The sequence below is a fragment of the Streptomyces sp. NPDC002935 genome (genome assembly GCF_040611295.1).
In the GTDB taxonomy this organism is placed as follows: Bacteria; Actinomycetota; Actinomycetes; order Streptomycetales; family Streptomycetaceae; genus Streptomyces.
Genome location: NZ_JBEXNW010000011.1, coordinates 133599 through 159167, shown reverse-complemented (window position 1 = coordinate 159167; position 25569 = coordinate 133599). Strand labels below are relative to the sequence as shown.

At 70.2% G+C, this 25569-nt stretch carries 18 protein-coding genes and 1 riboswitch; of the genes, 11 read left to right on the top strand and 7 right to left on the bottom strand.

All coding sequences use genetic code 11. The annotated features are described in order from the left end of the window. Window positions 1-96 precede the first annotated feature (96 nt). A riboswitch (cobalamin riboswitch) is annotated at window positions 97-330 on the bottom strand. 132 nt (window positions 331-462) lie between these two features. The 5 genes from meaB to ABZX90_RS17355 form a co-directional block, all read right to left on the bottom strand. Continuing rightward, on the bottom strand, window positions 463-1446 hold the full coding sequence (gene meaB, locus ABZX90_RS17375; protein WP_355205730.1) for a methylmalonyl Co-A mutase-associated GTPase MeaB: 984 nt from the start codon (window positions 1444-1446) through the stop codon (window positions 463-465). Continuing rightward, complete coding sequence (gene scpA / locus ABZX90_RS17370; protein WP_355205727.1) at window positions 1443-3617, bottom strand: methylmalonyl-CoA mutase; 2175 nt, start codon at window positions 3615-3617, stop codon at window positions 1443-1445. Before scpA ends, meaB begins: the two co-directional genes overlap by 4 nt. Then, window positions 3617-5425, bottom strand: coding sequence for a methylmalonyl-CoA mutase family protein (locus ABZX90_RS17365; RefSeq protein ID WP_355205725.1), 1809 nt, complete (start codon window positions 5423-5425; stop codon window positions 3617-3619). Before ABZX90_RS17365 ends, scpA begins: the two co-directional genes overlap by 1 nt. A 234-nt stretch (window positions 5426-5659) precedes the next feature. Continuing rightward, complete coding sequence (locus ABZX90_RS17360; protein ID WP_355205723.1) at window positions 5660-9844, bottom strand: bifunctional nitrate reductase/sulfite reductase flavoprotein subunit alpha; 4185 nt, start codon at window positions 9842-9844, stop codon at window positions 5660-5662. Between the two features lie 249 nt (window positions 9845-10093). Continuing rightward, complete coding sequence (locus ABZX90_RS17355) at window positions 10094-11581, bottom strand: amino acid permease (protein ID WP_355205720.1); 1488 nt, start codon at window positions 11579-11581, stop codon at window positions 10094-10096. A 246-nt stretch (window positions 11582-11827) separates the two neighbouring features. Between ABZX90_RS17355 and ABZX90_RS17350 the strand changes: the two genes are divergently transcribed. Both ABZX90_RS17350 and ABZX90_RS17345 read left to right on the top strand, forming a co-directional pair. After that, window positions 11828-12019, top strand: a complete 192-nt coding sequence (locus ABZX90_RS17350; RefSeq protein WP_355205717.1) for a hypothetical protein — start codon at window positions 11828-11830, stop codon at window positions 12017-12019. Window positions 12020-12214: 195 nt separating this feature from the next. Further along, window positions 12215-13663, top strand: coding sequence for an FG-GAP repeat protein (locus tag ABZX90_RS17345; RefSeq protein ID WP_355205714.1), 1449 nt, complete (start codon window positions 12215-12217; stop codon window positions 13661-13663). A gap of 163 nt (window positions 13664-13826) precedes the next feature. Here ABZX90_RS17345 and ABZX90_RS17340 read toward each other — a convergent pair whose 3' ends face one another. After that, entirely contained in the window at window positions 13827-15335 is a 1509-nt protein-coding gene (locus tag ABZX90_RS17340) for a hypothetical protein (RefSeq protein ID WP_355205711.1), read from the bottom strand. Window positions 15336-15745: 410 nt separating this feature from the next. On the opposite strand from ABZX90_RS17340, the gene ABZX90_RS17335 reads away from it, so the two are divergent. The 5 genes from ABZX90_RS17335 to chvE all read left to right on the top strand — a co-directional run bounded on the left by ABZX90_RS17335 (window position 15746) and on the right by chvE (window position 21153). Then, a complete protein-coding gene (locus ABZX90_RS17335; RefSeq protein WP_355205708.1) occupies window positions 15746-16663 on the top strand; it encodes a hypothetical protein in 918 nt (305 codons plus the stop codon). Window positions 16664-16868: 205 nt separating this feature from the next. Beyond that, window positions 16869-17015, top strand: a complete 147-nt coding sequence (locus ABZX90_RS17330) for a twin-arginine translocase TatA/TatE family subunit (RefSeq protein ID WP_351121047.1) — start codon at window positions 16869-16871, stop codon at window positions 17013-17015. A 638-nt stretch (window positions 17016-17653) separates the two neighbouring features. After that, window positions 17654-17857, top strand: a complete 204-nt coding sequence (locus ABZX90_RS17325) for a cold-shock protein (RefSeq protein WP_037751662.1) — start codon at window positions 17654-17656, stop codon at window positions 17855-17857. Between the two features lie 957 nt (window positions 17858-18814). Beyond that, window positions 18815-19402, top strand: coding sequence for a lamin tail domain-containing protein (locus ABZX90_RS17320; protein ID WP_355205703.1), 588 nt, complete (start codon window positions 18815-18817; stop codon window positions 19400-19402). Between the two features lie 662 nt (window positions 19403-20064). Next, window positions 20065-21153, top strand: coding sequence for a multiple monosaccharide ABC transporter substrate-binding protein (gene chvE / locus ABZX90_RS17315; RefSeq protein WP_355205700.1), 1089 nt, complete (start codon window positions 20065-20067; stop codon window positions 21151-21153). Window positions 21154-21228: 75 nt separating this feature from the next. Here chvE and ABZX90_RS17310 read toward each other — a convergent pair whose 3' ends face one another. Further along, window positions 21229-22092: a UbiA family prenyltransferase gene (locus tag ABZX90_RS17310; protein ID WP_351121055.1), complete on the bottom strand. Its 864-nt coding sequence runs from the start codon at window positions 22090-22092 to the stop codon at window positions 21229-21231. Between the two features lie 144 nt (window positions 22093-22236). On the opposite strand from ABZX90_RS17310, the gene ABZX90_RS17305 reads away from it, so the two are divergent. From ABZX90_RS17305 to ABZX90_RS17290, 4 genes are all read left to right on the top strand, one after another. Further along, window positions 22237-23298 carry a 3-oxoacyl-[acyl-carrier-protein] synthase III C-terminal domain-containing protein gene (locus tag ABZX90_RS17305; RefSeq protein WP_351121057.1) on the top strand — a complete coding sequence of 354 codons (1062 nt, stop codon included), beginning with the start codon at window positions 22237-22239 and terminating at the stop codon, window positions 23296-23298. A 40-nt stretch (window positions 23299-23338) separates the two neighbouring features. After that, entirely contained in the window at window positions 23339-23872 is a 534-nt protein-coding gene (locus ABZX90_RS17300; protein WP_351121059.1) for an isoprenylcysteine carboxyl methyltransferase family protein, read from the top strand. Next, window positions 23869-24882, top strand: coding sequence for an FAD-dependent monooxygenase (locus ABZX90_RS17295; protein WP_351121061.1), 1014 nt, complete (start codon window positions 23869-23871; stop codon window positions 24880-24882). The genes ABZX90_RS17300 and ABZX90_RS17295 overlap by 4 nt, the downstream gene beginning before the upstream one ends. A gap of 121 nt (window positions 24883-25003) precedes the next feature. Then, complete coding sequence (locus ABZX90_RS17290; RefSeq protein ID WP_355205695.1) at window positions 25004-25537, top strand: DUF6328 family protein; 534 nt, start codon at window positions 25004-25006, stop codon at window positions 25535-25537. Window positions 25538-25569: the final 32 nt, after the last annotated feature.

Genomic DNA, 25569 nt, shown 5'->3' with positions numbered 1-25569 from the left:
AACCGGACGGAGGCAACCCCGCGCCGTTCAGCGCGGTCGTCCGCCGATCTGTACGCCGACCGCCCACGAGGTCACCGGGATGTCCGCGCACGAGTCGGTTGTACGCGGGCAGTCGGCAGGTCTTCGGACTCGTGGACACGGCTCGTCGTACCGAGGTCGTACGAGACACCTACTGGCCGTCGCTTCCCAGACCCCGTTCATCGGGCCCAGTGCGTTTGACGGCGGTCGTTCCCACTCACCGCTGCGGGGCAGTCCCGGATTTCCACCGGGTTCCCTCTTACGACGCATCCCGTCTGGCGGACGGGGCGAACCAACTGCACCGGCCAGCCTACGGGGTGGCACGCCGGAAGGGGGCGACATGTGCGGATCGACCAGGACACCGGCACCTTCATCCCGTATTCGGTGGCGGAATGACCGGGCCTGAACGGTGGCAGGGTGTCACCCCGCCACCGCCCGAGCGGTTCAGGAACCCGCGCCGCCGAACACCTTCAGAATCCGCTCCGCCGCGAGCGTCGCCGTCAACCCGCCCTCCCGCACCTGTCGTTCGAGGTCGGGTGCGAGCGCCCGTACGGCCTGGTCGGCGTGCAGACGGCCGAGGAGTTCGTCGCGGACCATCGTCCAGGTCCAGTCCACCTGCTGGTCACGGCGCTTGTCGGCGAGACGGCCGGTCGAGTCGAGCAGGGTGCGATGCTGTTCCAGGCGGTCCCAGACGGTGTCCAGACCGGCCGACTCGCGGGCGCTGCAACTCAGCACCGGAGGCGTCCAGGCGGCGTCCTTGCCGTGCATCAGCCGCAGGGCGCCGGCCAGTTCACGCGCGGCGGACTGCGCGTCACGCGTGTGCGGGCCGTCCGCCTTGTTGACGGCGATCACGTCGGCCAGCTCCAGGACGCCCTTCTTGATGCCCTGAAGCTGGTCCCCGGTGCGGGCCAGCGTCAACAGGAGGAAGGAGTCGACCATGTTCGCGACGGCCGTCTCCGACTGGCCGACACCGACCGTCTCCACCAGCACCACGTCGTAGCCCGCCGCCTCCATCACCACGATCGACTCGCGGGTCGCCTTGGCGACCCCGCCGAGCGTTCCGGCGGTGGGGGAGGGGCGGATGAAGGCGGCCGGGTCAACGGCCAGCCGCTCCATACGGGTCTTGTCGCCCAGGATCGAGCCGCCCGTACGGCTGGAGGACGGGTCGACGGCGAGCACCGCGACGCGGTACCCGAGCGAGGTCAGCATCGTGCCGAACGCGTCGATGAACGTCGACTTGCCCACGCCCGGCACCCCGCTGATGCCGATCCGCCGCGCCTTCCCGCTGTGCGGGAGCAGCTCGGTCAGCAACTCCTGCGCCAGCGCCCGGTGCTGGGGCCGGGTGGACTCGACGAGCGTGATGGCGCGGGCCACGAGCGCCCGCTTCCCGTCGAGCACACCCTTGACATAGGTGTCGAGTTCGATCACAGGGCGTGCCCGAGACCGGTGGAGAGCCGCTGGACGAGGTCGTACGCCGCGTCCGGGATCACCGTCCCGGGCGGGAAGACGGCCGCCGCGCCCATCTCCAGCAACGTCGGCACGTCCTGCGGCGGGATCACCCCGCCGACCACGATCATGATGTCCTCGCGGCCCTCCGCGGCCAGCTCCTCGCGCAGCGCCGGTACGAGGGTGAGATGCCCGGCGGCCAGCGACGAGACGCCCACGATGTGCACGTCCGCCTCCACCGCCTGGCGGGCCACCTCGGCCGGCGTCTGGAACAGCGGGCCGACGTCCACGTCGAAGCCGAGGTCGGCGAAGGCGGTAGCGATCACCTTCTGGCCGCGGTCGTGACCGTCCTGGCCCATCTTGGCGACGAGGATGCGCGGGCGGCGGCCCTCCGACTCCTCGAACGCGTCCACCAGCGTGCGGGTGCGGTCCACGGACGGGGACTCCCCTGCTTCGTTGCGGTACACGCCGGAGATCGTACGGATCTGGCCCGCGTGCCGCCCGTACACCTTCTCCAGGGCGTCGGAGATCTCCCCGACGGTGGCCATCGCGCGGGCCGCGCGCACCGCCAGTTCCAGCAGGTTGCCCTCGCCGCCCGCCGCTCGCGTCAGGGCGTCCAGCGCGTCCTGGCACGCCCGCTCGTCGCGCTCCGCGCGCAGCCGCCGCAGCTTCTCGATCTGCTGCGTGCGTACGGAGGAGTTGTCGACCTTGAGGACGTCGATCTTCTCGTCGGTCTCCACGCGGTACTTGTTGACGCCGATGACCGGCTGACGGCCGGAGTCGATGCGGGCCTGGGTGCGGGCCGCCGCCTCCTCGATCCGGAGCTTGGGGATGCCGGCGTCGATGGCCTGCGCCATGCCGCCCGCCGCCTCGACCTCCTCGATGTGCTGCCAGGCGCGGCGGGCGAGGTCGTACGTCAGCTTCTCGATGTACGCGCTGCCGCCCCACGGGTCGATGACCCGGGTCGTACCGGACTCCTGCTGGAGCAGCAGCTGCGTGTTGCGGGCGATCCGCGCGGAGAAGTCGGTGGGCAGGGCGAGTGCCTCGTCCAGGGCGTTGGTGTGCAGCGACTGGGTGTGGCCCTGGGTGGCGGCCATGGCCTCCACGCACGTACGCGTCACGTTGTTGAACACGTCCTGCGCGGTCAGTGACCAGCCGGATGTCTGCGAATGAGTGCGCAGGGAAAGGGACTTGGCGTTCTGCGGGTCGAACTGCTTCACCATCTTCGCCCACAGCAGGCGCGCCGCCCGCATCTTGGCGATCTCCATGAAGAAGTTCATGCCGATCGCCCAGAAGAACGACAGCCGCGGTGCGAACGCGTCCACGTCAAGGCCCGCCTCGCGGCCCGCCCGGATGTACTCGACGCCGTCCGCGAGTGTGTACGCCAGCTCCAGGTCGGCCGTCGCACCCGCCTCCTGGATGTGATACCCGGAGATGGAGATGGAGTTGTACCGCGGCATGCGCTGCGAGGTGTACGCGAAGATGTCGGAGATGATCCGCATCGACGGCTTCGGCGGGTAGATGTAGGTGTTGCGGACCATGAACTCTTTGAGGATGTCGTTCTGGATGGTCCCGGCCAACTTCTCGGGCGGTACGCCCTGTTCCTCGGCCGCCACGATGTACAGGGCGAGGACGGGCAGCACGGCGCCGTTCATCGTCATCGACACGGTCATCTTGTCCAGCGGGATGCCGTCGAAGAGCTGCCGCATGTCGTAGATGGAGTCGATGGCCACCCCCGCCATGCCGACGTCGCCCGTCACGCGCGGGTGGTCGCTGTCGTAACCGCGGTGCGTGGGCAGGTCGAAGGCGATCGACAGGCCCTTCTGGCCGGCCGCCAGGTTGCGCCGGTAGAAGGCGTTGGACTCCTCGGCCGTGGAGAAGCCCGCGTACTGGCGGATCGTCCAGGGCTGGTTGACGTACATGGTCGGGTACGGACCGCGCAGATACGGTGCCATGCCCGGGTACGTGTCCAGGAAGTCGAGGCCTTCCGTGTCACGGCCGGTGTACAGCGGCTTGACCGCGATGCCCTCCGGGGTCTCCCAGAACGCCTCGCTCCCGCCCGTGGCCTTCTCTGCGGCGGCACTCCACTCGTCGGCGCTGCCTTCGGCGGTGGGCGTCCCCAGTTCGATTCCGGAGAAGTCGGGGATTCCCATCAGGACACTCCCATGCGGTCGAGGGTGGCGGAGAGGACGGCGACGGCGTCGCAGCCCGCGAAGACATAGGCGTCGACACCGGCGTACTGCCCGGGACGGCCGGCCAGGAAGACGTGTCGGGCGCCGGCCGCCGTGAGGGCTTCGGCCGTGCTCGCGGCCTGCTCCTCGTAGAGGGCGTCACTGGAGCACAGGCAGGCCTCGGTGGCGCCGCTGTCCTCGAAGGTGCCGTCCGTGACGGCCTCGATGCCACCGGCCTGGAACAGGTTCGCGACGAAGGTCGTGCGTGCGGAATGCGCGGCGGCGGGGCCGATCGTGGCCAGGTAGACACGCGGCCGGGTGCCGGTGGCGGCGAGGTGCGCGTCGGAGCGGGCCCGCAGCTCCTCGTACGCCTCGTCGCGTCGTACGCGCGGCAGGCCGCCGGACGGTGCGGCGGGAGCGGGCTCACGCTCCACGAGGCGCTCGGCGAGATGCGGGAACTCGCTGACGCCGGTGATCGGTTCGCGCCGCTTCGCGAGCTTCGCGGAGCGCGCCGCCCAGGTGTCCGCCAGGTCCTGGCCGAGGCGGCCCGAGCGCAGAGCGGCCGCCTGGCCGCCGGTCCGCTCGATCCCCTGGAAGAACTCCCAGCCCGCGTGGGCGAGTTCGTCGGTGAGCTTCTCCACGTACCAGGAGCCGCCCGCCGGGTCGATCACCCGGGACAGATGCGACTCCTCGATGAGGATCGTCGAGGTGTTGCGGGCGATGCGCCGCGCGAAGGCGTCCGGCAGGCCGAGCGCGTGGTCGAACGGCAGGACGGTGACGGAGTCGGCGCCGCCGACCCCGGCCGCCAGCGTGGCGACGGTCGTGCGCAGCATGTTCACCCAGGGATCGCGGCGCGACATCATCACCGGCGAGGTCACGGCGTGCTGCACCTGCGCGCCCGCGGCGGGCGCCCCGCACGCTTCGGCGACCCGCGCCCAGAGCCTGCGCGCCGCCCGGAGCTTGGCGATCGTCAGGAACTGGTCGGCGGTGGCGGCGTAGCGGAACTCGATCTGCGCACAAGCCTGTTCGACGGACAGCCCCGCGCCGGTCAGCTCCCGCAGATAGGCGACACCGGTCGCCAGGGAGGCGCCCAGCTCCTGCGCGGCCGAGCCGCCGGCCTCGTGGTACGGCAGCGCGTCCACGGTCAGCGCCCGCAGCAAGGGGTACTCGTCGACGCACCGCAGGGCGAGAGAGGCGGCCGGAGCGAAGTCCATGGCGGCACTCGTACGGGCCTCATGGCCGAGGGGGTCGGCGCCGAGGTTGCCGCGCACCTCGCTCGGCACGACGCCGCGTTCCTCGTACAGCCGGAACAACTCCCGGGCCGCTGCTTCGACGTCACGACCCGCGTCGAGGGCGACGGGCGCCAGATCGAGGTAGACGCGGTCGAGGACCTTTTCGAGCGAGGAGACCGGGATGCCGCCCTCGCCGACGGCGAGCCACAGCGAGGTGACGCCGTTCTCCAGGTCCCCGAGCACCAGGGCGTTGTCGGCGGCTGTGTGCCGCTGCCGTACGTCCCAGCCGCCGACCGTGTTGCCCTCGGGGCGGCCGGCTCGGACGAAAGGGGTGAATCCGGGGAAACCGGGATCGGCGGCCGAGTCGTGCGCGGTGTACAGGGGCCTGGTGGCCAGCCCGTCCTCGAGCGAGGTGGACAGCGCGTCTTCGGCTGTCGCGCTCGAGACCTCCTTGCCCGATTTGCGCAGCACGCCTTCTACCAGGAGCTGCCACTGGTCATGGGTCGCGGAAGGGAACTCGGCGGCCAGCGCGAGCCCGTCATTGGGCAGGACTGTCATGCTCGGATGCTAGGTCAGAGTTCCGTGGCGACAGCAGAGGTGACGCCTGTGACCTTGGCCTCTTGGTCTCGGTGATCCAGATCTCAGCCGTGTGCCCGAGGACGCGCGGGCACTCCCGAGACTCCCGCCGGCCGCCTGGCTCCCGTCATCCTGGCAGGCTTCCCAGCGCCGATCGACAGCACGAGCACATCGTCCTCGCGCACCTGCCTCGGCGAGCCGCCGAGGCGCGGCTGATCAGTACACGTCGCGGACATACCGCTTCTCGGCCGCGAGTTGCTTGACGTACGCGGCGGCCCCGTCCGCGCTGTGGCCTCCGTGCGTGGTGGCGATGTCCCGCAGGGCCTGGTCGACGTCCTTGGCCATGCGGGAGGCGTCGCCGCACACGTAGAAGTGCGCGCCCTCCTGGAGCCAGGACCACAGTTGGGGACCGTGCTCGCGCATCCGGTCCTGGACGTAGACCTTGGCGCGCTGGTCCCGGGAGAAGGCGGTGTCGAGGCGGGTGAGGGTGCCGTCGGCGAGGAAGGCGCTCAGCTCGTCCTGGTAGTAGAAGTCGGTGGCCCGGTGCTGCTCGCCGAAGAACAGCCAGTTGCGCGCGCGGTGGCCGAGGGCACGGCGCTCGTGCAGGAAGCCGATGAAGGGGGCGACCCCGGTCCCGGGGCCCACCATCACCATGGGGGTGGCGGGGTCGGCCGGTGGCCGGAACTTCGGCGAAGGCTGGACGAAGACCGGTACGGGCGTGCCGGGGGCCGCGTCGGCGAGAAAGGGCGAGCAGACGCCCTGGCGCGGTCGTCCGTCCGGGTTCTCGTACCGGACGACGGAGACCGTGAGCGAGACGAGTTGCGGGTCGGTCAGTGGGCTGGACGATATGGAGTACAGACGCGGTTGGAGCGGCTTGAGCACCTCGGCCCACTCCTGGGCGCCGACCCGGACGGGGTGTTCGGCGATGACGTCGACAGCCTGGCGGCCCCAGGACCATTTGGCCAGTTCGTCCTTGTTGTCGGGACGCAGGAGCTTCTTCAGCACCCGGTCATGGGTGCGTTCGGCGACGAAGCGGAGCAGGTCGGGGGTGACGCGGGTGATGTCCAGATGACGGCGCAGGGCCTCGTGGAAGGGGATCTCCCCGGTGCCGTTCACGTCCACGGCGCTGTCCGGGTCGAGCCCGGTGGTGGCCAGCCATTCCGTGACGAGGTCCGTGGAGTTGACAGGACGTACACCGAGGGCGTCGCCCGCCTGGTAGACGAGCGGGGTCTCACTCTCGCGGGTGTCGAAGGTGAAGCGGCGGACCTCCTTGCCCGCTCCGGGAAGGCTGAGCAACTGGTTGCCGGTGAGGCGGCCGGCGATGGGCGCCGGCTTCCTCGGCCGGGGAGTGGGCCAGGGCGACGGGGCGGCCGGCGACCGCGTCGGAAGCCCTGACGCGAGCGACGGGGAGGCGGCCGATGTGGTCGGCGCGGGCGGTGCCGTTTCCGTGCTGTCGGTCAGCTCGGTCAGCTCGGTCAGCGAGGTCAGGACCTGCTCGAGCCAGGCCTCCGCCGAGGGCTCGTAGTCGGGTTCGCAGTCCGTGCGCGGGGCGAGTCGCACGGCGCCCAGTTCGTCGAGACGCAGGTCGAGGCGGCGGCCGTGGCCGCAGAAGTCGTCGTAGGAGGAGTCGCCGAACGCGAGGACCGCGTAGCGCACGCCGTCCAGGCGGGGTGTGTCGGGTGCTGCCAGGGCGTCCCAGAACCCGGAGCCGTTGTCGGGGGCGTCGCCGTCGCCGAAGGTGCTGGTGATCAGGAGGAGGTCGGCGCCGGTGGACAGTGCCCCCGGGTGGGCGTCGTCCATGTCGACGAGGGTGGCCTTGTGCCCGGTGGTGGTGAGCCGGTCGGCGGCGGCCGCGGCGAACTCCTCCGCGTTGCCGGTCTGCGAGGCCCACAGAACGACGACCTCCCGGAGCGGGTTGACCGGTGTCGTGGCCGGGGGCGGTGTTCCCGGAACGGCCCGGGAGTACATGCCGGCGAGCACGCCGTTCACCCACAGCGCGTGCTCGGGGCTGAAGGGCGCTCCCGGCGGCAGTACGGGTACGCCAGGAGTGCCTGATGCGATGCCGGCGAGGAAACCGATCAGGTACTGGCGCTCGTGCTCGGCCAGGACCGGCGGTGGAGCGGGCTCGAGTCCGAAGACGCCCGCGGGACCGGCGGGGAGGGCGGCCGGTGCGGTCGACTCCCCTGACGTGGCAGCCACCGCGGCGCCGGGCGGGGTGGTGGCGCCGGTCGTGGGCGGTTCCGCCACGGAGACCGGAGTCGCCACCTTCGTCAGTGACACCGCGCAGACCTTGAACTCCGGCTGGAAGGAGAGGGGGTCGACAGCGTCGCTGGTGACGGCGTTGACGCTCAGGTATTCGCCGAACAGGTCGTTCCAGTGGAAGGGCGCGAAACAGTAGCCCGGCCGTACCCGGTCGGTCACCAGGGCGGGCAGCACCGCCCGGCCGCGCCGCGAGGCGACCTCCACCGAATCGCCGTCGGCGATCCCGAGCGCGGCGGCGTCGTCCGGGTGCAGCTCGACGAACGGCCCGGGGTTCAGCTTGTTGAGTTTGGCGACCTTGCCCGTCTTGGTGAGGGTGTGCCACTGGTGCTGCAACCGACCGGTGTTCAGGACGTACGGGTAGTCGTCGTCCGGCATCTCGGCGGCGGGGATGTGCGGGCGGGCGTAGAACACCCCACGGCCGCTCGCCGTCGGGAAGACCGGACCGCCGCCGTCCTCGTCCAGATAGCGGATCGGATTGCGGTCGGGGCCGTCCTCGCGCGCGGAAGGCCACTGCACCGGGGTGGACCGCAGCCGTTCATAGGTCACACCCCGCAGGTCATAACCGGTCTTCGGGTTGTAGGCGCGCTTGATCTCCTCGAAGACCTCTTCCGCGCTGTCGTACGAGAAGCCCTGCTCGTATCCCATCGCGCGGGCGACCGCGGCGATGATCCGCCAGTCCGCCATCGCCTCCCCGGGCGGTTCCACCGCGGCCTGGGCGAGGGTGACGTTGCGCTCGCTGTTTACGAGGACGCCCTCGGTCTCGGTCCACAGTGCTCCCGGCAGGACGACATCCGCGTACGCGTTGGTCTCGGTCTCGGCGAACACGTCCTGGGCGACGACGAACTCGGCCCGCTCCAGACCCTCGATGACGGTCTTGCGGTTGGCCACGGAGGCGACGGGATTCGTGCAGATGATCCAGCACGCCTTGATGTCGCCGTCGGCCATCTTCTGGAACATCTCGATCGTGCCCTGGCCGACCCCGTCCTTGCGCACCGTGCCCGGGGGCAGTTCCCACAGCTCCTCGATGAAGGCGCGCTCCGCGTCGACCAGCACCGACCGCTGGCCGGGCAGGCCGGGACCCATGTAGCCCATCTCGCGGCCGCCCATGGCGTTGGGCTGGCCGGTCAGTGAGAAGGGACCGCTGCCGGGCCGGCAGATCGTTCCCGTCGCCAGATGCAGATTGACGAGGGCGTTGGTGTTCCAGGTGCCGTGCGTGGACTGGTTGAGGCCCATGGTCCAGCAGCTCATCCACTCCCCGGCCTCGCCGATGAGCCGGGCGGCCTCGCGGATGTCGGCCTCCGGGACGCCGGTGATGTCGGCGACCTTGGCGGGCGGGTAGTCGGCCAGGAACTCCGGAATCGCCTCCCACCCCTCGGTGTGCGCGGCGATGAACCGGGGGTCGGTGTGGCCGTTCTCGTGGAGCAGGTGCAGCAGGCCGTTGAGCAGCGCCAGGTCCGTTCCGGGCCGGACCGGCAGGAACAGGTCGGCCTTGTCGGCGGTCGCGCTGCGCCGCGGGTCGACGACGATCAGCTTGGCGCCGCCCGACTTGACCCGGTCCATCATCCTGAGGAAGAGGATGGGGTGGCAGTCTGCCATGTTGGAGCCGATGACGAAGAAGACGTCGGCGTGCTCGAAGTCCTGGTACGAGCCGGGCGGGCCGTCCGCGCCCAGCGACAGCTTGTAGCCGGTACCCGCACTGGCCATGCACAGCCGGGAGTTCGACTCGATCTGGTTGGTCCGTACGAAGCCCTTGGCCAGCTTGTTCGCCAGGTACTGGGCCTCCAGACTCATCTGCCCGGAGACGTAGAACGCGAAGGCGTCCGGGCCGTGCTCGTCGATCACCGTCCGAAGCCGCCGCGCCGTCTCGGCGATCGCCGTGTCCACCGGGGCGGGCTCGGTCTCCGCTCCCCGTTCGGCGCGGACCAGCGCGGTGGCCAGCCGCCCGGGGGCGGCGAGCATGTCGGCCGTCGTCGCGCCCTTGGTGCACAGACGCCCGAAGTTCGCGGGGTGCGCCTTGTCGCCGGACGCCTTCAGGACCGTACGCCGACCGTCGGGGCCCATCCCGATGTCGAGGACCATCCCGCAGCCGACACCGCAGTACGAGCAGACTGTCCGTACCTGCTGGGTGGTCGTGGTCACGAGCGGCCCCTCCGTGTGATCGGTTCCTTCGTCCCCCGACGCTACGAAGTGCCCATTACGCGGTTGTCACACCGTTCGCTCACCAGGGGTTACGCGCTCCACACAGCTGTGCCCCGGGCCTTGTGAGGAGCGGCCCTCACGGCAGCGGCGGGCCGGGGGCGCGTGATGCGCCGCTCGGCCCGCCCTGAGTGTGTCCGGGTGCTGTCCCGGACGCGGTCAGGAGGTTGTCAGGCAGTGGCCCCGGTCAGGTCAATGCTTGAAGGCGCTCACGTCACCGGGCTCGGTATCCAGGGCCTCGCGGTCGAATTTCAGCATGAAGAGGAAGAACAGCCCGCCCGCGACGAGCAGGCCGACCACGATCACGACAGAGGTGAGCGCTTCCCGGGGTGCCACCAGTACGAACAGCGCTACGAGCGTCCATACCAACGCGCAGATGGCGACGGGGAGTTCGAAGCGCCCGAGGTCGAACGCGCCCTGCTTGCGGCCCAGCCGTTTGCGTACGGCCAGGTAGAGGACGACGGTCGAGCCGTAGGTGATCGCGGGGAGGATCGTCGACGCCGTGATCAGCTCCAGGAGTGCGGCACCCGGCAGGGCGATCATCAGGATGACCCCCAGGGTGAAGATCAGGATCGTCGCCGGGATGGGCGTCTGTGTGCGGGGGCTGACCCGTCGCATCAGCCGGTGGGCAGGGAAGCGGGAGTCCCGCGACATCGCGAAAATCGTCCGCGAACACGCGACCATCACGACCATCCCCGCACCGAAGAACGCGAAGGTGATCGCGACCAGCAGCGTCTTCTCCATCACCGGACCGAGCTGATCGCGCATGATCGCCGCGACCGGTGAGCCGTTGGCGGAAATCCGGGGGATGTCGTCGATCGCGACGGTGAGCGCGATCAGGAACAGCAGTCCCAGCAGTCCGGCCGCCACGACCGATCCCACGATCGCGCGGGGGACGCTGCGATGGGGATCCTTGGCCTCCTCGGCCAGGTTCGCGGCGGCGTCGAAGCCGACGAGCGTAGCGAGGCCCATGATCATCGCGAGCATCAACCCGCCGCCGACGGCGAAGTAGTCGGGGGCGTTCTCGGTGACACCGCGCGAGACGAGGTTGCCGGCTGAGCCGTCGCCCGTGACCGCCACAGCGATGGTGAGCGCGATCGCCACCACCACGACGAGTGCCAGTTCGATTCCTACCGCGCCTGTGTTGATCAGGCTGACGAGGCGTGTCGAGGCCACTGCGAGCAAGGCCTGGATGAGCAGCACCACGACCGTGATCACGCGCGCGGTGCCCTCGTCCGGCTCCATGCCGGCGAGCGGCATGAACGCCTGGCTCGCCAGCGCGTTGTCGACCGCCACCACGCCGATTGCCAGGTAGCAGAAGGCCAGCCAACCGAACCCCCAGCCGATCTTCGGGTTGGCCAACCGTGACGCCCATTGGTAGGAGGAGCCGCTGAGCGGGATGCGGGCCGCGAGCTGCGCGACCACCAACGCCACCAGGACCTGCCCCACGGCCGCGATGACCCACAGCCAGATCCCGACCGGCCCCGCGGTCTGCAGTACGTCGTCATACGTCGCGAAGATGCCGACAGCCACGGAGATGAACGCGAACGAGATCGCGAACACCTGAAAGGAACCGAGCGTCCGTTTCAGTTCCTGCTGGTAGCCCCCGCGCTCCACGGAACTGTCGACGACAGCCTCGCTCGTCTGCCTGCTAGTTGGACTTTCCACCACGTCAGCCACCGCACCTTCCGTCGAGGCCGCCCGAACCAATGCCCATGCGCGTTTCACGGCTAGTGTCGTATCTTCACCATCTGTGTCACGTCTTGTTCAGGTACGACACGAGCGACGAGTTCTGCGCGTCGTCGAAACCGATCGGCGCGATGCCTCGGAGCCGACAGCGCGAATGGCCCGCGCACAGGGGGCAAGGCCGGGCCGGAGTGCGCCGGAATCCCCGGCACGCACACGACAGGATCGGTGGAGTCTCACGTGTTCCGCTTCCCCGCCGGGGCGCCCCAGGCACTCGCCGACGCCATCACGGAGGGATTCGCCCTGATGCGCGCCGACAGCGTCGGGTTCCGGACGGACACCGTCGAGCGGCTGCTGGGACGCGGGCCGCGGACCTTCGCGGACTGGTGCGCGCGCAACGCCGACGCGTTCCGAGGGCCTGCGGGCCCCTGAGAGGTCGCCTCTCCCGTCGTTCTGTTCCGTCGGAGAGCGGGACGTCGTCGAGGGAACACGCCCATGACGAGAACGCGGGCCCGCCCGCCCGCCCCGCACTCGATACCGGCTGCGTCCGGCCCGCACAGTACAACCCTCGGTGCCCTCCAGGTGTCCCACAGGTGAATTCGACACCTCGGACACCTTGGAGCCCCCGTGCGCACACGGATACGGATGTACGCCGCAGCAGCCACCGTCGTTGCTGCGGCCACCGCCGGGCTGCCCTTCCCGGCCTCGGCCGCTCCCGCGCAGACCGCCGGTGACTTCAACGCCGACGGGTATGCGGACCTCGCCGTCGGTGTACCCGACGGCACAGTCGGCGGCAAGGCGCGAGCCGGCTACGTCAACATCGTGTTCGGCGGCCCGAAGGGAATCGGCGCCCACGGCAGCATCCGCATCAGTCAGGCCACCCCGGAGGTCCCCGGCACCCCCGAGACGGGTGACCGCTTCGGCGCCTCCGTGGCCCTGGTGGACACCAGCGGCGACGGCGTCGCGGAACTCCTTGTCGGAGCCCCCGGCGAGGACGTCACCGGCCGCGGCACGGACGCGGGCTCGGTCTCCGCGGTGGGCGGCGCCAAGGGCGGTCCGGGCCCGGGCTCCGTCGTCCTCAACGGTCCCTCGGCGTCAGCCGCGTTCGGCCTGGCGGTCGCCTCGGCCGACCTGACCGGCGACGGCAGCAGGGACATCGTGATCGGCGGCAAGGACAAGGTAGTCCTGCGCACCGCCGACGGCATCTACACCACCGTACTCACCGCCCCTATGGGCGGCCGCGCCCCCATTCTCGCCGGCGGCGACTTCACCGAGGACGGCACGGCGGACCTGGCCATCGGGTACTGGACGGACAGCCCGTTCACCCAGTCGCACGTACGCCTCTGGGCGTGGGACGCGACCGAGCAGGCCATGGTCAACACCTGGAACACCGACAACGCCGGCGTCTCCGCCCTCGCCGCGGGCGACTTCGACGGCGACGGTCACGACGACCTGGCCCTCGGCGAGTGCCGGGAGATCGCCGACGAGAACATCGACGACCCGTGCGGCCCAGAGGAGTTCGCCAAGGGCGGCGGCATCCACGTCCACTACGGCACCGCCACGCCCGGCAGCTTCGGGTACCGGCAGCAGACCCTCAACCAGGACACGGTCGGCGTGATGGGCGTCGCGGAATCCGGTGACCGGTTCGGCGCCGCCCTCGCCGTCGCCGACATCGACAACGACGGCCGCGACGACCTGATCGCCGGCGCCCCCGGTGAGGCGATCGGCACCCGCGCGGGCGCGGGCGCCGCGACCCTCCTGTTCGGCGGCCCGACCGGCCTCGTCGACGCGTGGGGCGAGGGCCACTCCGTCGGCTACCAGCAGGACACCCCGCGCGTGCCGGGCGTCGCGGAGGCCGCCGACGCCTTCGGTGCCGCCGTCGTCACCGGCGACTACGACCACGACGGCAGGGCGGACGTGGCGGTCGGCTCCCCGGGCGAGAACGCCGGCTCGGGCGGCGTGTGGCTGCTGCCCCGGGCGAGCGTCAACGGCTCCTCCGCCTTCACCCCCGCCAAACTGGGGCTGCCCTCTCCGACGAGCGCGCTCGTGTACGGCAGGTACCTCAGCAGCCAGTGACGGCGACCGGCCCCGCCCGAGGGCCGGCCACGGTTCACCCCCGGCCCTGCCGCGAAGCGTGCCGGCAGGGCCGTAGAACGGGGCCCCGTAGAACCCGGACCCGGAGAACCCGGAGAACGTTGGCCGCGCCGCGCGGGCCCGGCGCGGGACGCCAGGCCTCGCGTCAGTAGCCGAGGCTCGTGGTGTACGCGCACTCGGTGTAGACATAGCCCGGCGACAGCTTGGCGGTGTCCGAGGCCGGGGACTTTCCTATGCCGGTCCGGGCCTTGTGCACGAAGTAGGTGGTGCCGACGGGCAGTCGGATGGTCCGCTGCGGGTAGTGCTTGCCACTGTCGCTGCACGGCTTGAAGCCGAGCCCCAGCGTGCTCCCGAAGGAGTACGAGGTGCAGCCCCCGCAGGCCTTGAGGTTGAAGCTCCCGGTCACCGGCCCCGTGTACAGGACCGTGATGTCGTCCGGGCTGTCGTTCTTGACCGTGACGGAGATGCTGCCGCCCGAGGCGGTGGTCGGCAGACGCTTGCCGGCCGCGGGCACCGTCTGCGCGACCTCCGCGGCGATCGCTATCTTCTGGGCGCGCGCCCGGTTCTTGTGGTGCGGGTTGTTCTTGGCGAAGTCGTTCATGGTGGTGACGGCCTCGGTGAAGTTCTTGTCCTTGTACTGGTCCACACCGCAGGCGTACGTGCCCGAACTCGCGCTCTGCGAGGCCCGGTCGGCGTCCCTGCCCAGGGCGTCGGCCTGGCCGGCCTGCTCCCCGGGCAGTCCGCGGACCTGGGTGCTGAGGCTGCTGAGTTGCTGGACGGCCGCACAGGGATCGTCGCCGCCCACGGACTTGACCCCCTTGTCGACCGCGGTCCTCACCGCGGGCTCCACCTTCCCGGCCTGTGCGGACTTCGGGAAGGTCGACAGGAGCTCGCCGAACTGCGAGGTCCAGTCCGCGCCTCCGCCGCTGAGCGACGCCGCCGCGCACTCATAGAGCGAAGTGGCCAGCCGGTCGTCGGGCCAGGTGGACAGGTCTCCGAGTTCCTTCCTGCCCATCGTGCGCGGGACCGTACGCAGGTACTTCAGGGGAGGTACGGCGGAGCAGTAGTTCTTCTGCGCGTAGGGGGTGGCGACGGTGGCGTAATAGGTCTTGAGCCGGTCGGGAACTCGCTGCGCCGCGCGGGAGCCCGGGTGGTCGTCGCGGAGGGCGCCGTAGACGGCCAGTGCTCGGCGGTAGTCGGCCTCCGCCGTCTGGAACGTCTGCTTCCCGGATTCCTCGACCAGCTTGTCCGCCCGCTCCAGCCGGTCCAGGAGCATCTGCTCCGTGGCTTCGTCGCGCGCCCCGTCGTACAGGACGACTCCGCCGGCGGGCACGGCCAGCAGGACGACGCCGAGCGCGGCCGCGATCAAGGCGCTCGGCAGCAACGCCAACCGGGTCCGCAGGCCGACAGACGCGCCGTGCGCGGCCGCGAGCAACAAGAAGATCAGGTAGAGCACGACCGTCGCACCGGGGACTCCGTCCGGGTCCGCGGGCAGCGCCACCAGCAGCAGGATCGCCGTCGCGACCCAGCAGACGGCCATCAGCCCCCAGCGCCGCACGACGGCGTAACCGAGCCCGAGCCCGCTGAGGTTGAGCAGCGCCACCGCGACGGCCCGCCATGGCTGGGCGGGAGCGGGCGGCGGTGCGGTCGGCATGGGCGGAACGATGAAGTCGTCACGCGCACCATGGTGATCCCAGGACATGACGGCTCCCCCAGTCAATCACGCCTGAAGTTCTATGACTTGTCAGAGTACGGACAGCGCGCGGGCGGCGACAGAGGCCGCGGCGAAGCGTCTGCGACCCGTCTGCCACACCGGGCGCCCGACGCCCCGGCCGTCTCGCCGGACAGCCGAGTCGAGGCACGGTCGTTGACCTACTGGTGGCAGTCCTGGTGCGGTTCGCCCGTCCCCGATCGGATCGCGAACTCGCCGCCTTTCAGGGCGTAACGATGAGGAGACGGTCACCACCGGACGCGAGGCGGAACGAACGCCGGCCGGGGGCGCAGCGTCACAGGGGAGTGATTCCGCGCAGCGTTCGCTCGCTGCCGTCAACTCCTGGGAGATCCATGCGTACCAAGGCCGCGCGTCAGGTCCGTCCGTTCACCCTGCTCGCCGTCCTCGCTGTCGTAGCGGTCGGCTGCGGCAACGAGAAAGCCGGCAACCACGACCCGGAGGTCCGCTCCAGCGGTTCCGATGCGGGTTCTGGGACCCGAGCGCGCGCGGTGGCCGATGCCTGGGACGGCTCCCGAGCCGCCGAGCTGTGGCGCACAGGCTACTACCCGATGGCGGACGCTGTTCAGCTGCCCGAAGGTGGCTTCCACAGCGCGGCCGACAAGCGCGCCTACGAAACCCAGCACTTCGTCCTGAGCGGTGCCCTACCCGCCACTCCTCATGACACAGGTCAGGTGACATGGCCGAGCGGGAAGTCGGTTGTGCTGCCGCTGCTGAGTGCCCAGAAGGCCTACACGAGTCTGGGAGGCAACAGTGGTGACGGACCACATCTGGCGGTGACGGGGGCTCGACTGGGCGAGATGACACTCGTCACGAGTCGCGGCCCGGCGACCGTACCGGCCTGGCTGTTCACTCTCGAGGGCTACGACACCCCGCTGCGGCGCGTTGCCATCAGTCCGTCGCGACTTCCCCGCCCGCCGATCACACCGGTCGGCCGAGGTCCCTCCGGCGAGCTGTGGCAGATCGGTCGACTGGCCGAGATGTCCGGTGACGGCCGATCGGTGAAAGTGAAAGCCTCCCACGGAGCCTGTGACGACGGCCCGGTCGTCGACGTGCTGGAGACGGAGGGGAGTGTGGTGCTTTCGGCGTCGATCGTGGGAGAGAAGGATGGCCCCTGCACCAGCCAGGCCATCCTCGAAACGGTGACGGTGAAACTGGCGCGGAAGCTGGGCAACCGGGTCCTCCTCGACGCGTTCACGGGCCGCCCGGTGCCGTACGGGCCACCCTACGGAAAGTCGCCGAGCTGGAGCTGAGGTGTCGCGCGAGTGTTCGGACCCGCCTGTGGCCGCGCGGGCCTGCTTCCCGTCGAGGCGGAGCGCCTACGAGACCCCCTGCTCGATACGGGCGGGCTTGTTGATCGGTCAGGCTGCGGGAGAGACTTCTACGGCAATGTAGAGAACGGCGCCTCACCGGTTCGCCCGTGGGCCGCCGTCCGCCCCCCTGCAGAGAGCAGCCCCGATGTTCGGCTTGAGTGAAATCGTCCTGATCCTCCTTGTTGCCATTGTCGTTCTCGGGTTCAAGAAGCTGCCCGAGCTGACGCGTTCCGCGGGCAAGGCGGCCCGGATCTTCAAGAGTGAGGCCAAGGCGCTCAAGAGCGAGAAGTGATGAGCCCGCCGTCGGGTCGCCCCGGAAGGGGTGAGTCATCGGCGGGTCGCCGTCAGGGCGCATGGCCGGCGGAAGCGCGCCCCCGAGGTCTTCCGGACTCACGCTCGGTGAACTGTCGGTGGTGATCCCCGACACAGCCGAGCCCGACGACGAAGGCGCCTACCGGGAGCAGTTGGTCACAAAGTGCCGGGTGGCGATCCGGCCGAAGGCGGACCGGCTGGACGGGACGGGGCTCGACATCGACGGCCGGAACGGTCGGGACGGTGCTCTTCGTGGTCCATCGCCGATGGCTGCGGGCGGCTCGGTCGCCTCCTTGGTCCCGTTTGATGCCACCTTGGCAGGTGGTCCGTGACGGTGAGGCGTCGGCGGCCCGCTCGTCGACGGTGCTGGGCGACCCGCCTCGGTGTGCGGAGGGCGAGTCGCCATGACACCCAGGTGTCGGCAGTACCGCTCCACCTGACGGCCCTTGCTCTCTGGTGAGAGGCGCTCTCGCCGTGTAACGTCGCTGGCAGATGTCGTGGTTCGCAGTACCTGCCCGCGCCGTGGTGCGGGCGTTTTGCTGTGCAGTGCCCGAGGACCAGGACGACTACCTCCGGGTCCGCGCGGTGCGGATCCGTCATCGAGTGAGAGGCACTGGCATGGCCAGCGGAACTGTCAAGTGGTTCAACGCCGAAAAGGGCTTCGGTTTCATCGCGCAGGACGGCGGCGGCCCGGACGTCTTCGCGCACTACTCCAACATCAACGCCAGTGGCTTCCGTGAGCTCCAGGAAGGCCAGGCCGTGACGTTCGACATCACCCAGGGCCAGAAGGGCCCGCAGGCGGAGAACATCACCCCCGCCTGACCTTCGCGTCACGCCGGCACGGTGCCTCAGGGAACACACACCTTTGAGGCACCGTGCACGCGGTCCAACATGAAGGCTCCGCCGATTTCCCCAGAGGGCGGCCGGGCCACGTACGACCCACCGCCGACGCGCGATGTCGCCCACAGGTCCGGGCACGCACCGCCTTCCCGGCGTCACCGGCGCCCAGCTTCTGACAGCCCGACAGCTGTCGTCCCCCTTGCCTACGCCCGATCACCCTTGTGCAGGGTCGTGGTGAGGCGTGCGAGTCCCTCGGGTCCGTGGCCGTATGCGACGGCTCGGTCGATGACCCTCCTGGCCGCGGTGACACCCCCACGTCGATTCCGTGCCCCGCGGCGGTGTTGATGACATGTGTGATCCCCGATGCCGCGGAAGCGATCGTGGATCGGACTCCCGGAAGATACATCGAGGTGCCTGGCGCAGGAGCGCGAGCGCATCACGGCGGCCATCGAGGACCTGCTCGCCGCCCGCGACATCTTCGATTCCCTCGTAGGACCCCCGTTGCGGGTGAGGGGCGTGCCGTCCCGCTGAGGCATCGCATCACATCGCGACGGGGCCGGGGTGACGCGCTCGGCACGCCTGCCGTGAGGTCGGATCGGACCGGAACGGTGTTACCCACTTTCGGGTGACGGGTGACTGGAGTGCGATGATGCGATGGATGCCCGGATTTCACCTGGATACTGTAGGAGTAAGGGAGTTGGCGGTGACAGGCCATCACTCTTCGGCTTTCAGTGGTTAAAGGCCCGATACAGCCGCCTGTAACCGACATGTTCGCAATTGGTAACAGCGGTCGGGTGTCGCCCGTCCCGGGCGGCGACGTGGGGGAACTTATGAGTCCTCGGCCACCGGGCCGGGACTCGCACAGGGTCGCACCGTGCAGTTCCCCGCAGGGGGGTGCTGTTGCGGGGTGTGCCGGCTCTCGAACCTTGAGGAGCATTCATGTCCATTTCCACGTCTGTCACGGTCCGCCGTCTGGTGGCCGCGGCCCTCGCGGCCGGCACGCTGGTCGGCTCGGCCGCCGTGTCCGCCTCCGCCGCGGAGCCGCGCCACGAGCGCACGCACGTCGGCATCAGCCGGGTCCAGAGCGACGCGCCGGGCTTTGACGACCGCTCAAGCCGTTCCCTGAACGGCGAGTGGGTGGAAATCACCAACTCCGCGCGCCGCGGAGTGAACCTGGACGGCTGGACGCTGTCGGACGAGGACGGCAACCGCTACACCTTCAACCACTACCGGCTGGCCGGACGTTCCACCGTCCGTATCCACACCGGCTACGGCCGCGACACCAGCCGGGACCTCTACCAGGACCGCCGCAACGAGGTGTGGGACAACCGTTCCGACTCCGCCACGCTCAAGAACGACCACGGCCGCTTCGTCGACAGCGTGTCCTGGGGCTGGCACCACGACCGCGACCACGGCCGCGACGACCACCGCGGCCACGGCGACCACCGCGGCCACGGCGACGACCGTGGCCACGGCGACGACCGCGGCCACGGCCAGGACCACGACCGCGGTCACCGCGGCCGCTGAACGGCCCCTTGACGGCACGCCAGTGCGTCACGTGTGTCGGACAGTGACCGGGGTCAGCCGGTGAAGGTGACCGGCTGAAGGCCGGGTTCTGCCGGACCCTGTGATCCCGGGCCTGTTGGACAGCCTCGCTGGGGAAGACCCGCACCGCACGGTGCGGGTCTTCTGCGTGCGGGGGCATTTGGCCGCAGCCCTTCGGCGGCAGTCTGGAACAGTTACGTGTTCCCCTGTTGACACTCTGCAGGTGGCCTCCTAGTGTCACGCCAGCATTCCGAACGCGTGACGAGATTTCGAACAACCGAGAGGCAATCGCCTTGCGTAGCAACGGAGTTGACGCGATCGGCGATCTGTGAGGCACCGAGGCTCCTGAGTGCCACCCCTCAGGCGATGAGTCGGTGACCTGACCATCAGTCACCTCACGTATTCCTGCGGACAGTTCCGTACCGGCGGTTCGCTCTCATCGAGGCACGCGGACATGCGGACGCGTACTGGAAACCCCGACGATCTCGGCGGCCGGGTACGGATCCATGAGGTCGCCGAGCCCATCCGGGGCGAAGCACTGCCTCACCTGAGGGTCGGCTGCAATGCCCGCTTCACCACTTCCCCGCAAGCACCTGAGATCCCGTCACTTTTCTCAACGACGAGAAGAACAAGGAACGATCACCATGCGCAACCGTAGATCTGCCCTCGCCGCCATAGCCGGGGCCGCCTCCGTCTCCCTCGCCTTATCCGCCTGCGGCAAGAGCGACACGGGAAGCTCCGAAAAGGGCGGCACTGTCGGTATCGCCATGCCGACCCGGGCCTCGGAGCGCTGGATCACGGACGGCAACAACGTCGTGAAGGACCTGAAGGACAAGGGGTACAAGACCCGGCTGGTCTACGGAGACGACGACCCGGACCGGCAGGTCTCGCAGATCCGGGACCTGATCACGCGGGGCGTCGACGCGCTGGTCGTCGCGGCCATCGACAACAAGGCGCTGGACAAGGTGCTCCAGGAGGCCGCCGACGCCGACATACCGGTGATTTCCTACGACCGGCTCATCCTCGGCACCCAGAACGTCGACTACTACGCCTCCTTCGACAACGAGCAGGTCGGCCGGCTCCAGGCCCGCTACATCATCGACAGACTCGGCCTGGAGGACGGCAAGGGCCCCTTCAATATCGAACTGTTCGCCGGCTCCAAGGACGACAACAACACCAAGTACTTCTTCGACGGCGCGATGGAGCTCCTGCAGCCGTACCTGGACAACAAACAGTTGGTCGTCCCGTCCGGTCAGACGGCGCTCAACCAGGTCACCACCCTGCGCTGGGACGGCGCCACCGCGCGAAAGCGCATGCAAGGCATCCTCGCCAAGTCCTACGGGATCGGGAAGGTCGACGCGGTTCTGTCGCCGTACGACGGCATCTCCATCGGCGTCCTGGCCGCGCTGAAGTCGGACGACTACGGCTCCGGCAGCAAGCCCCTCCCGGTCATCACCGGTCAGGACGCCGAACTGGCCTCCGTGAAGTCGATCATCGCGGGTCAGCAGGCGCAGACCGTCTACAAGGACCTGCGCCAGCTCTCCGAGGTGGCCTCGGAGATGGCCGACGACGTACTCAACGACAGGACGCCGAACGTCAACGACAACAGCACCTACGACAACGGCTCCAAGGTCGTACCCGCCTACCTGCTGCAGCCGACGAGCGTCGACAAGACCAACTACAAGAACGTGCTGGTAGGGGGCGGCTACTACACCGCCGCCGACCTCAAGTAGCCACGGGTGGGGCGGTGAGGACGACGTCGCGCGGTCCTGGACCTCGGCACCGGGCCCAGGACCGCGCGTGCGGCGTCACGGCCCGATGCCGCTGAGCAGCAGTGTCACGTCCACCACGGCCACCACGACCGCCGTCGCGAACGCCACCCGCTCCCAGCGGCGTCCCAGCACCGTACCCGTCACCACCACGAGAGCCACCACGGCGAGAGCCGACACCTCGCGTCTGCCCGGCGGTCCCGCCGGCCCCAGCGCCAGCAGCGCGGACGCGATCACCAGCGGCACCGGAAGCAGCTGCCGCGCACGATCCGGCCCCAGCCGCTGCGGCCACCCTCGGACGCCCGTCGCCAGATCCCCACGGATGTCCGGCAGGACGTCGCCCAGATGCGCTCCGATTCCCAGGAGCGCCCCGGCGGCGACGACCCACCAGGCCGGCCAGGGATGGCCCGGCAGCCCGAGTGCCACGAACGCCGGGAGCGCGGCGAACGCCAGCGCGTAGGGCGCCCAGGACCAACGGGTGGCCTTGAGCCGCAGGTTGTACGCCCATGCCGCCGCGATCGCCGCCAGGTGAACGGCGCCGGCCCGGGGGCCACAGGCGAGCGAGAGCGGCACACACAGGGCCAGCGCGGCGTACGCGGCAGCCCAGACCCGGGCCACTCCGATCGCGCCGTCGACGACGGGTTTGCCTCGGCGGCCGGCCGCGATGTCCCGGCGCGCGTCGAACGCGTCGTTGGACCAGCCGACCGACAGCTGCCCCGTCAGGACGGCGGCGGTGGTCAGGACGCAACCCCCCGTTCCCTGGCCGGCGATCACGGCCAGGGCCGCCGTCAGTGTGCTGACGGCCACGACGGGTCCGGGGTGGCACGCCCGGCCCAGACCACCCACCTGGCCGGTCCAGTTCTCCGCCGTGCCGCCGGTCGTCGAGTGCTCGGGAGTACCCACCCCGTGATGGTAGGAGGCCGGGCCCACCCGGCTGGAGCGCGCCACGGGACGAACCGCCGGACGGGCGATCCCTGGTGACGGAGTGCCGGTCCGGGGAAGGCCTGCTGAGCAGCCCACCCCAGTCGGTTTTCGGACGGGAGCCCTATGACGCGGATCGCCGCCGTGCACGGTGCCCTCGCGCCGCACCGCCACACCCAGCCCGACATCACCGACATGGTGGCCCGCACGTGTCTGCCCGAGGGGGCCGACCGGCGGGTGCTGGACCGGCTGCACCGCGGCGCGCAGGTCCGTACGCGCCACATGACGCTGCCACTCGACCAGTACGAGGCCCTGGACGGATTCGGCGCCGCGAACGACGTCTTCATCGCGACCGCAACCGACATGGGGGCCAAGACCGTTCGAGAAGCGCTCCGCAGGGCCGGACTCTGCGCGGCCGACGTGGACCTGCTGATCTTCACCTCCGTCACGGGCATCGCGGCGCCCTCCATCGACGCCCGGCTGGCGGGCCGCCTCGGACTGCGGCCGGACGTCAAGAGGCTGCCGCTGTTCGGCCTGGGGTGTGCCGGCGGCGCCGCGGGCCTGTCTCGGATGCACGACTATCTGCTGGGCCGGCCCGACGAGGTGGCCGTACTGCTGTCGGTCGAGTTGTGCTCGCTCACGTTTCAGCGCGACGACGCTTCCCTGGCCAATCTGGTCGCCACCGGTCTGTTCGGCGACGGAGCCGCCGCGGTGGTGGCCTGCGGCGCGCGTCGTCCTCCGGGCGAATCCGTCGGCCCCACCATCGTGGACACACGCAGCCGTCTCTATCCGGACACCGTCGGCATCATGGGCTGGGACATCAAGAACTCGGGATTCCAGGTCGTTCTGGACCCGGAGATCCCCGATCTGGTGCGCCGCCATCTCGCCGACGACGTCCAGGTGTTCCTGGGCGACCACGGCCTGAAGCCGAAGGACGTGAGTGCCTGGGTGTGCCACCCCGGAGGGCCCAAGGTCCTGGAGGCCGTCACCGAAGCCCTCGACCTGCCCGACGGCGCCCTCGATGTGACCTGGCGTCATCTGGCCGAGGTGGGCAACCTCTCGTCGTCGTCCGTGCTTCATGTGCTGCGCGACACCCTGGCCACGCGCCGCCCGCCCCCCGGTACGCCGGGTGTGCTTCTGTCGATGGGGCCCGGCTTCGCCTGCGAGTTGGTGCTGCTGCGCTGGTAGGCCGCCCCGCGCACGACATGGAACGGTAGGACACGGACACATGATCTGGTACGTACTGCTGGTGGCCGCCGTCGCCGCGGAGCGGGTCGGCGAGCTTGTCGTCGCCCGTCGCAACGAACGGTGGAGTCTCGCGCGCGGCGCGGTCGAGGCGGGCCAGGGCCACTACCCGGCGATGGTCGCCCTTCACATCGGGCTGCTGGTCGGCTGCCTGGTGGAGGCGGGGTCGGCCGACCGGCCCTTCGTCCCGGCCCTCGCCTGGCCGATGGTGGCCGTGCTGGTGCTCGCGCAGGCGTTGCGCTGGTGGTGCATCGCCACGCTGGGGTCTCGCTGGAACACCCGGGTGATCGTCGTGCCCGGCCTGCCCCTGGTGGCCCGGGGCCCCTACCGCGTCCTGCGGCACCCCAACTATGTGGCGGTGGTCGCGGAGGGAGTGGCGCTGCCGATGGTGCACACCGCCTGGATCACGGCCGTCGCCTTCACCCTGCTCGACGCCGCCGTGCTGACCGTGCGCATCCGGTGCGAGAACCGGGCACTGGCCGCCGTGACCGCCCCGATCGCGTCCGTTCCGGCGTGATCGACGTCCTGGTGGCCGGTGGCGGACCGGCCGGCCTCGCCGCCGCCATTCACAGCGCGCTGGCCGGCCTGGAGGCCGTGGTCGTCGAACCGCGGACAGCGCCCGTGGACAAGGCCTGCGGAGAAGGCGTCATGCCCAGCGGGGTCGCCGCGCTGCGTGCGCTGGGTGTCGAGGTCAACGGCAGGGAATTGCGCGGTATCCGCTACGTGCACGGCGCCGCCCGCGCCGAAGCCTGCTTCCGCGACCGCACAGGGCTCGGAATCCGCCGTACTGCGCTGCACCACGCGCTGCACCAGCGCGCTCTCGGTCTCGGCGTGCGGATCGTGCCCGGAAAGGTGGGGGAGGTGCACCAGACCACGGACACCGTCACCGCCGCGGGTCTCACAGCACGTTGGCTGATCGCTGCCGACGGTCTGCATTCCGCTGTCCGCCGTGGCCTGGGGCTGGAGTTGCCCGGCGGCGCGCACCGGCGCTACGGGCTGCGTCGGCACTACCGCGTCGCACCCTGGACGGACTTCGTGGAGGTCCACTGGTCGGGGCACGGCGAGGCCTATGTGACACCCGTCGCCGACGACCTGGTGGGTGTCGCCGTCCTCAGCCGCATGCGTCGCGGGTACGACGACCACCTGGGCGAATTCCCGGCTCTCACCGCGGCACTGCGCGGGACCGACGCGACGGAGGTGCGGGGCGCCGGGCCGTTGCTCCAGCGGGTGCGGCGCCGAGTCGCCGGACGGGTCCTGCTCGTCGGTGACGCGGCGGGTTACGTGGATGCCCTCACCGGAGAGGGCATCGCCCTCGGGCTGGCGACGGCCGGGGCCGCCGTCCACTGCCTCGCGGCGGGACGCGCGGAGGAGTACGAGCGGGCATGGGCACTCCTGACACGGCGTCACCGCCTGCTGACCGGGGCCCTGCTCGCCGCGAGCCGCCGCCCCGGCACCGCCCGCCTGATCGTCCCCGCGGCATCCCGGATGCCCCCGGTGTTCACGGCCGCCGTTCACGCGCTGCAGTAAGCCGGCCATACGCGGCGTCCGGGACGCCGGCAGCGATCAGGGCCGCACGGAAGAGTCCCTGATCCCGTGGGGACGCAATTCCGAGCGGAACCGTGAGTCCCCGGAGGAGCGGGGTACTCGATTGGTCACGCGCACAGCGGACGGACGGCAGACCGGAACACAGGCGGACGGGCGCGATGAATCTGCACACGAGCGGGCCGACCGCATGTGGGGTGACCGGCTGCAAGAGATCCGTGTCGCCCAGACCGGCGTGCAGATCCTGTTCGGCTTTCTGCTGACCGTGGTGTTCCAGCCGACCTACCGGCGGCTCTCGGAGGCTGACCAGACCCTCTACATGGTCACGATCGTCCTCGGAGCCACGGCGATCGGGACTCTGGTCGCACCCGTGGCCTTCCATCGGATCGTGTCGGGCCGCCGCATCAAACCGGAGGCTGTCGTCCGGGCCTCCCGCCTGACCATGCTCGGCCTCTTCCTCCTGCTGGTCACGATGACGTCCTCCCTCCTGCTGGTGCTGCGCACGGCCACCCAGGACGACGGATACGTGCCGTGGATCGTCGCGGGCGTCGCCGCGCTGTACATTTTGTGCTGGTTCGTCATCCCTATGGTCATCTGCTTGCGGAAGGCGCCCGGCAGGGACGCCGGTGCCGGGGACTGAACCGGGCGGTACGGGAGCCGGGCCGGCCACGG